6 protein-coding genes and 1 pseudogene are annotated in these 7,403 nt (G+C 62.4%); 3 read left to right on the top strand and 4 right to left on the bottom strand.

Annotated elements, in window-relative coordinates; genetic code table 11:
* Positions 1-103: 103 nt before the first annotated feature.
* Positions 104-2,050 carry a FecR domain-containing protein gene (locus tag AC16JP_RS02545; RefSeq protein WP_484339031.1) on the bottom strand — a complete coding sequence of 649 codons (1,947 nt, stop codon included), beginning with the start codon at positions 2,048-2,050 and terminating at the stop codon, positions 104-106.
* Between the two features lie 2 nt (positions 2,051-2,052).
* Positions 2,053-2,775: a response regulator transcription factor gene (locus tag AC16JP_RS02540; protein ID WP_484339030.1), complete on the bottom strand. Its 723-nt coding sequence runs from the start codon at positions 2,773-2,775 to the stop codon at positions 2,053-2,055.
* Positions 2,776-3,332: 557 nt separating this feature from the next.
* On the opposite strand from AC16JP_RS02540, the gene AC16JP_RS02535 reads away from it, so the two are divergent.
* Positions 3,333-3,587: an SWIB/MDM2 domain-containing protein gene (locus AC16JP_RS02535; RefSeq protein ID WP_484339029.1), complete on the top strand. Its 255-nt coding sequence runs from the start codon at positions 3,333-3,335 to the stop codon at positions 3,585-3,587.
* 126 nt (positions 3,588-3,713) lie between these two features.
* Here AC16JP_RS02535 and AC16JP_RS02530 read toward each other — a convergent pair whose 3' ends face one another.
* Together AC16JP_RS02530 and AC16JP_RS02525 are read right to left on the bottom strand one after the other, a co-directional pair.
* The gene (locus AC16JP_RS02530; protein WP_484339028.1) at positions 3,714-4,607 is read right to left on the bottom strand and encodes a tyrosine recombinase; all 894 of its coding nucleotides are present in this window, start codon (positions 4,605-4,607) and stop codon (positions 3,714-3,716) included.
* Positions 4,604-5,548 carry an SMP-30/gluconolactonase/LRE family protein gene (locus tag AC16JP_RS02525; RefSeq protein WP_484339027.1) on the bottom strand — a complete coding sequence of 315 codons (945 nt, stop codon included), beginning with the start codon at positions 5,546-5,548 and terminating at the stop codon, positions 4,604-4,606. The genes AC16JP_RS02530 and AC16JP_RS02525 overlap by 4 nt, the downstream gene beginning before the upstream one ends.
* A gap of 121 nt (positions 5,549-5,669) precedes the next feature.
* Between AC16JP_RS02525 and AC16JP_RS02520 the strand changes: the two genes are divergently transcribed.
* Positions 5,670-7,178, top strand: coding sequence for a DNA recombination protein RmuC (locus tag AC16JP_RS02520; protein ID WP_484339026.1), 1,509 nt, complete (start codon positions 5,670-5,672; stop codon positions 7,176-7,178).
* A gap of 59 nt (positions 7,179-7,237) precedes the next feature.
* A pseudogene (locus AC16JP_RS02515) lies at positions 7,238-7,403 on the top strand (imidazoleglycerol-phosphate dehydratase); the annotation flags it as partial.

Raw genomic sequence — 7,403 nt, 5'->3', positions numbered from 1 at the left:
CCCCGGCCGGTTCGGGCGTATCGGCGGGAATGCGGGGCACCATGTTCATCGGCTGAGACGCTAGGGGCCGAATCGCATCAGGGCAACGCCATGAACCCTCGGCTCAGGCGGCCTGCTGCCGCCTGCGTCTGCGAATGATCACGCCGACAAGGCCGAAGCCCGAGATCAGCATGGCCCATGTCGCGGGTTCGGGAATGGTGGACGGCTGCCCCGGCCCGTTGCCCGGATATGTGGGCACGCCCTGCCCGCCATTGCCACCCTGGCCGCCATTGCCACCCTGTCCGCCGGGGTTGATCACTGGCGGATCGACCGGAGGCGGAAGGCTTGGATCGGTCGGGATGACGTTCATGCCGCCGCCATTGCCACCCTGGCCACCGTTACCGGATTGGCCGTCGTTTCCACCTTGGCCACCGTTACCGGGTTGGCCACCGTTGTCACCGCCGCCCGGCCCGCCGTTGCCGGGCTGGCCAGTCTGGCCGCTGTTGTCGCCTTGGCCGCCGCTGTCGCCTTGGCCGTTGTCACTGTTGCCGCCGTTACCCCCCTGGCCGCCGTTCCCGCCGTTGCCAATTCCGGGCTGAGCGCCATTTCCGCCACCTGGGTTTCCGCCGTTGCCACCGCCGACAATACCGCCGCCGCCGCCGCCAAAGCCACCTCCGCCGAAACCACCTCCGGCGAAACCGCCTCCGGCGAAGTGGCCACCGCCACCGTTGCCGCCGCTGTATCCGCCACTGTCAAAACCGAACAGCGGGGCGGCGCTTTGCGGCGAAGGCAGGAACGCCAGTCCGGCATCGTCTTGCGGAATGATCGGGCCGCCTGCCTCGCCGCCGGCAATACCGCCGCCAATGAATCCGGCGTCGACCAGATTCTCGGTCGCCGAATCAGTTTCGAACCACTCATATTCTCCCGGGGCGCCTTCCCCCAGTTCCGCGATCTGCTCGCGTTGTTCGGCTGCATCCCGGCCTGCCCCCGCCGTGCCCTGCGGCGCGACATAGCGATGCTGGAACGATGCCTCGCTTGGCTTGCCGATCAGCCCGCGCGCGTCGATCGCAAATGCGCGAACATAATATTGGCCGTTCGGCACCCCCTCGAAGCGGGCGATACCGTCCGTCGTCTCGACGCTGCCCACCCGATCGATGAAGCCCGCATCCGTTGCGATCTCTACAAGGTAGCGTTCAGCACCGGCCACCGGCTCCAGCCGGAACGATACGGTCTTTTCGTCCTGAATGCGCTCGGGCGTTTCTACGGTGGGCGCTGAAAGCAGCGCAAACGGCCGCGTGACACCTGCCGGTGAAGCGACGGCGCCGAATCCGGCCAGAACCAGCACTTCACCCTTGCCGTCGGGCCGGCTTACGGCAACCTTGCCTTCCGTCACTTCGGTCACGGCCTTCATGTCGGCCGGAGTGAAGGTCACGCGGAACTGCGTACCGCGAACGGCGGCCACTGCAACCGGCGTCGTGATCATGAACCGCGACGCCGGGTTCACCATCGGCGTCACCTTGGCTTCCGAACGCCCCTGTTCCAGCGTGAAACGACGGTCGATCGAATCCGACATCGGAACATGCCGCAGCCGCGCCAGCCGGATGCGGCTGGACGAGGGAAGCGAAACACGGCTTTCGTCGGGCAGCACCAGCGTTGCAAAGCCGTTCGGCCCGGTTTCCAGGATGTCGCCCTCGGCAAGCTCCATCCCCTTCATCACGGGGCGGGATTCCTTGCCGCGCACCACCTGCACACTGCCACGGAATGCCGCAAGTTCCGCCGCGATCGGCCGCGTGCGCAACCACGAACTATGGAGCCGCAACCTGGTGCCCGGCGCGATTTTGCCGGAATCGGGGATGCGGTTCAGTGTCTGCAACCGCTTCCAGTCTTCGGGGTTGGTGAACCAGCGCTCGGCGATGGTATGAAGATTTTCCCCCGCGCGGGTTTGATAGACGATGATCTCGTCCGCCGCCTCCGCCTGCGCCCGGTGGCGCTGCTGCATACGCGCACCGTTCGGCAGCGCGGGCGCTGTCGCGGCAAGCAGAAGCAGAAGGGTCGGGGCAGAGTAACGCATCGTCACGCGCTCAGCTTTTCCTCGACGGGATGGTTGGCGTTGGTCGGCTCCAGACGATAGCCGTAGGAATATACCGGCAGCACCCGGAAGCCGTTTTCGGCCCGCAGCGCCAGCTTCGAACGAATGCGCGACACATGCGCGTCCAGAGTCCGGGTTTCGGCTTCGGGGTTCTGGCCCCAGATGCTTTCAAGCAGATAACTGCGCGACAGCGGCCGCGACATGTTTTCGAACAGCATCATCGCCAACGCCATTTCCTTGGCCGTCAGCTTGATCGTTTCTCCGTTGACGGTGGCCGTTTCCGTCGGGATGTCGAAGCTGTAGTTGCCGAACGATGCAGCGCTTTTCTGCGGGCGGTTCAGTTGCGCCCGGCGCAAGGCCGCATCGACGCGCGCCATGAACACCACCGCATTCAGCGGTTTCAGGATATAGTCGTCGGCGCCCGAGGCCAGCCCATGCACCACGTCCTCGTCGTCGGCGCGGCTGGTGATCATCAGAATCGGCAGATTGGCGTGCTGGCCCTGACGCACCGTCTCAAGCACTTCGATGCCCGACATGCCGGGCATGTTCCAGTCGATGACAAGCAGGTCGAAGGTATCCTGCCGCAGCCGGTTGATCAGGGTTCGACCCTGGTGAAACACTTCGCACTGATGTCCCGCATCTGACAGCAGTTTTGCCACCAGCTCGGTTTGTGCCTTGTCATCGTCGAGCACCGCGCATCGCATCATCTTTGTCCAGTCCTGACCCGTTATTATTGTTCTTTTGCCTTCGGGTGGGCATTCATGGAGCAATTTCCACATACCCTCCCATAGCATGGCTCTGGTTTGTTAACTGTAAACTTCTGATTCACAATCCGCAACATATTCCTACACCCTTGAAATATTGTAGCCCAACATACTGATTTACAAGCTATTTATAGCATAATTCCTATCCGGAATCGCCTTGGCGAATCGCAGAACGGGCCACGCCGAAGGGAACGGCCATGACGCGCGGCACTATAGCCCGGTTTACCAATTTCCCCGTTCAAATCATGCAATCAGCCCGCACATGCTGCTTCGCCTGTGGCTTTTTTGGCACCTTTGCAGCGATTGCGGCGCTTTGCCGTTTGACGAGGGGCAAAAGCGGTGGAATGAGAGGCGCACAACGTCAGGGGGCCGAGAGTCCCGGGCTTTGCAGGTGTCGGACTTTCGCCATGTGCGGGAATACGCCGCCAACAGGATTGAACAACCCGGCCGGCCCTCCTCGGCGCGCGCCGGGAAACCATGTAAATTAGGGAGAGGGACAGATGGCTGACAAGAAACCCAACGCACTTCAGACCCCGCTTACCCCTTCGGCGCAACTTGCGGCGATCGTCGGCAGCGGCAAGCTTGCCCGCAGCGAAGTCGTCAAGAAGGTGTGGGACTATATCAAGTCCAACAACCTGCAAGACCCGAAGGACAAGCGCCGCATCAACGCCGATGCCAAGCTGAAGCCGATCTTCGGCGCCGACAGCGTGACCATGTTCGAAATGAACAAGCACCTCGCCAAGCACCTGTCCTGATCGGCAGGGCCGCATTGGCGGGCCACGCCGGATAGCCGGCGGGCCAACAGGATGAACATGGGCGGAAGGTCAGTCGATCTTCCGCCCATTTTCGTGGCAGCGGCGTCCACCCGGAACATAGCGCGTTCAGCGACGCTTTTCAGCCAGCGGATGCAGCCCCTTCACCGTCGCCACCAGGCGCGCCGAATCCACATGGGTGTAGCGCTCGGTCGTCGAAATGTCGGCATGGCCCAAAAGCGTCTGCAATGCCCTCAAGTCAGCGCCATTCTCAAGCATGTGGGTGGCGAACGCGTGACGCAGAACGTGCGGCGAAATCCGCTCGGGGTTGATGCCCGCCCGCGCCGCCAACGCCTTCACCAACTGATAGAGGCGGATACGGCTGAGATGCCCCTTGCCGGAAGGGAACAGCCAGCGGCTCTCACGCGGGATGTGCGCCAGATACGCCTCTACCGCGCTTAGCGCCGTCGCCGACAACGGGATCATCCGTTCCTTTCCGCCCTTCCCTTTCACGATCGCGAACGGCTGCGGCGGGCGGATGGTGTTGCGCGGCAGCGAAACCAGTTCCGTTGCCCGAAGCCCCGAACCATACAGCAGCTCGATCAACGCCTTCAGCCGCACGATCGCTGCCGATGGCTCAGTGCAAAGCAGGGTATCCAGCGCGGCGAACATCGCGTCTACCTCGGCGACGGAAAGTGTTTTCGGCAGCGGCCGCCCCGGCCTGACACCTGCAATCAGCAATGCCGGGTTGTCCGCGCGGATGCCTTCGGCAACCAGAAACGCAAAAAAGCGGCGCAGCGCAGAACGCTTGCGCGCAACGGTCGATGCCGCAAGTGCCGACCAGCCGGCGAACAGCCGTTCAAGATCCGCCGGTTCCGCCACGGCAAGCCGGGCACCGAGATCAGCCGAAGCGCCGGCCAGATCCCGTCCATAGGCGGCGATGGTGTTCGTGGCCGCCCCCCGCTCGCTCGCCATCATGTCGAGGAACAGCGCGATCGCGCGGGGATCTGGCAGGTCGGTCATGCGTTGAACTTCAACCGCTGCCCCGGTTCGTCCCAGCGCGCCAGCGCCAGCCTGCCCGTCGAGGACAGGGTGACGGCTGCATCACGCATGTCTGCGCCGCCAAAGGCGATGTTGGTGGTCAGCAGATCCGGGAAATCATGGTGCACCACCACCCCCGTCGCCGGATCGGCAACCGCGATCCCCGGACGCTCGACCAGCGTAGCCTGTGCAATTTTACCGCTGGCCAGCATCGCGTTCGAATCGAGGAGGATGCGGCCGGGAAAATCCGCAACCACCCGGCCGGGAATGCCGGGCAGCGCGGCGGGCGCCACTTCGCCGGGGCCGGTCACGTCGAACCCCAGAATATAGCAGCGCGTTGTCGATGCAGCGTAAACCGACTTGCCATCGGGCGACAGCGTGACCCCGTTGAAATCCGGCCCGTGCGCCGCGCGCTTCAGCGTCCGTCCGTCGATCGTCGCATAATAAAGGGCGCCATGGTCGGTCGCATGCTCCCGGATCTTGCCCAGATCGGTGAACCAGAACCCGCCATGTTCATCGAACACGATGTCGTTCGGGCCGGAAAGCGGATGGCCTTCATAGCTGTCGAACAGCCGCTCTACCTTGCCGGTCGCCAGGTCGACACGTTCGACCCTTCCCGTCGTGTAATCGTGCGCTGCATGGCCGGGGATTCGCATACCGTCGATTTCGGCCCACTCGAAGCCGCCGTTGTTGCACAGATACAGCGCGCCATCCGGCCCGATCGCTGCACCGTTCGGGCCGCCGCCGGGCGTTGCAATCACCTGCTTCGTGCCGTCGCGCTTCACCCGCGTGATGCGCCCGGCTGCGATCTCGACGACGATCACCGACCCGTCGTCCATCATCACCGGCCCCTCAGGAAACGCGAGGCCCTCGGCCATGATCGTGAAATCCATCATCTTCTCCCTCAGCTTGTCGAAGCGCATGGTTTCATGCGTCCCCATCTGGCACAAGTTACGCAAGAAAACAGGTGTCAACGCAATTGCGTTCGCCTAATGTTCCAACCAGGCCAGCGCCTGCTGGCAAAAGTGCGTAGCAGGAGGAAAAATGGAAGCCGCCTATCCAATGATCGTGATCCTGTTGCTGGTGGCGATCATCCTCCTGCACCTGTGGATGCTGGCGCAAAGAGGCCGTGGGGCCGCCGTTACCCCAGAACTCGATGCACGGCTTTCCACCATCGAACGGCAGATGCAAGCCGTTGCCCAGCAGGCGTCCACCGACGCTCGCGCTGCGCGTAACGACCTTCGCGACCAGGGGCAGGCGCAGCATCAAAGGATGGATCAACGCCTTGCCGCCATAGACAACCAATTCAGCACCATGCGGACAGAAGCGCTCGACGGGCGACAGAAGCTTGAGGAATCGGTTCGGCTGAACTCTGAAAGCTTCGCCAAAACCCAGACAGATCGTCTGCAGGAAACCAACGCACAGATGGGGCAACTGGCCGAGCGATTGACAGCCGCCCAGAATGACCAGCGCGCATCGCTGACAGAAGGTCTGGAAAAGGCAATTTCCACCATCCAGTCGCTGATCGAGCAGAACAACAGCCGGCATGAAGCGTTAAAAACCACCGTTTCCGACTCTCTCGACAAGGTGCGGGTGGACAACGCCGAAAAGCTGGAGGCGATGCGGCTGACAGTCGATGAAAAGTTGCAGGGCACGTTGGAAAAGCGGCTTGGCGAATCGTTTCAGCAGGTGAGCAGCCAGCTTGAGCAGGTTCACAAAGGCTTGGGCGAAATGCAGAATCTGGCAACCGGTGTCGGCGATCTGAAGCGGCTGATGGGGAATGTGAAAGCGCGGGGAAGCTGGGGCGAAGCGCAACTGGAAGCGCTGTTGAACGATATGCTGACACCTGAGCAATTCGCAAAGAACGTCCGCATACGGCCCGATTCCACCGAAATCGTCGAGTTCGCAGTCAAGCTGCCCGGACAGGGTAGTGACGATCGCCCATTGTGGCTGCCCATCGATGCCAAGCTGCCGAAGGAGGACTATGAACGGTTGCTCGCAGCGCAGGACGGCGGACTATCGGAAGATGTCGAGGCGGCCTCACGCGCGCTGGAGAGATTCATACGCTTGCAGGCCAAAACGATCTGCGAAAAATATGTACATCCGCCATACTCGACCGACTTCGCAGTGATGTATCTTCCAACCGAAGGTCTGTTTGCGGAAGTCATCCGCCGCCCCGGCCTCGTCAGCGAGTTGCAGACCAACCACCGCGTGATCGTTACCGGGCCGACGACGCTTGCCGCGCTGTTGTCCAGCCTGCAAATGGGCTTTCGAACGCTCGCGATCGAAAAGCGGTCGAGCGAGGTCTGGCAGATCCTGGCTGCCGCCAAGACCGAGTTTCAGAAATATGGCGATGTGTGGGAAAAGCTCGGCAAGCAACTCGATACTGCGAAGCGAACGGTCGATGAGGCAGGGAAGCGAAGCCGTGCCGTCACGCGCAAACTCCGCGATGTCGATGTCATGGCAATCCAATCCTCGTCGCCGACGCTGCAACTGATTTCCCCGGCAGACGTCGACGACACGGACGACGATGACAATGTCGCGGCCGGCTAGGCCGAGGTTGAACCCCGGCCACCGCCTGCTATAGGCGCTGCCTCGAAAGGCTTGTCGCGATGCGCACTGCTACTGTCTCCCGCAGGACGTCGGAAACCGACGTCTTCGTATCCGTGAACCTCGACGGCACGGGGCAGCATATGATTGCCACCGGCGTCGGCTTTTACGACCACATGCTGGAACAACTGGCCCGGCACGGCCTCTTCGATCTGGAAATCCGCACGA

The organism is Sandaracinobacteroides sp. (assembly GCF_057137845.1).
Note: the sequence above shows the minus strand (reverse complement) of the source record. Positions and strands in the feature narration are given on the sequence as shown.

What these genes read in the sequence shown, in the direction of transcription:
- AC16JP_RS02545 (WP_484339031.1), bottom strand. Translation starts at nt 2,050, where the DNA reads ATGCGTTACTCTGCCCCGACCCTTCTGCTTCTGCTTGCCGCGACAGCG.
- AC16JP_RS02540 (WP_484339030.1), bottom strand. Translation starts at nt 2,775, where the DNA reads ATGATGCGATGCGCGGTGCTCGACGATGACAAGGCACAAACCGAGCTG.
- AC16JP_RS02535 (WP_484339029.1), top strand. Translation starts at nt 3,333, where the DNA reads ATGGCTGACAAGAAACCCAACGCACTTCAGACCCCGCTTACCCCTTCG.
- AC16JP_RS02530 (WP_484339028.1), bottom strand. Translation starts at nt 4,607, where the DNA reads ATGACCGACCTGCCAGATCCCCGCGCGATCGCGCTGTTCCTCGACATG.
- AC16JP_RS02525 (WP_484339027.1), bottom strand. Translation starts at nt 5,548, where the DNA reads ATGCGCTTCGACAAGCTGAGGGAGAAGATGATGGATTTCACGATCATG.
- AC16JP_RS02520 (WP_484339026.1), top strand. Translation starts at nt 5,670, where the DNA reads ATGGAAGCCGCCTATCCAATGATCGTGATCCTGTTGCTGGTGGCGATC.